General features: G+C 69.3%; 1 pseudogene. It reads left to right on the top strand.

Features of this window, described 5'->3' with window-relative positions:
• Positions 1-241, top strand: a pseudogene (locus SB772_RS45040) (DNA-binding response regulator); the annotation flags it as partial.

The raw sequence follows: 241 nt of genomic DNA, 5'->3' as shown, positions 1-241 counted from the left end.
CCACGCGCATCATCGTGCTGTCGGCCAAGCCGGAGCAGGTCATGGCGAACCACACGCGCATCGCGGGCGCGAACGGCTATGTGAGCAAGAGCCGGGGCGTGGAAGAGCTGTGCGTCGTGGTCAAGGCAGTGCTGCTCGGTTACGACTGCTTCCCGGCGGGCAGTTGCGGCGGCGGCCGCGACGTCGCGCTCAACGGGCTGTCGCCGCGCGAGGTCGAGGTGCTGCAATATCTCGCGCGCGG

This window comes from Paraburkholderia sp. SIMBA_030 (genome assembly GCF_046535245.1).
Taxonomy (GTDB): Bacteria; Pseudomonadota; Gammaproteobacteria; order Burkholderiales; family Burkholderiaceae; genus Paraburkholderia.
The sequence above is the reverse complement of the archived record's forward strand: the minus strand, read 5'-3'. Positions and strand labels throughout refer to the sequence as shown.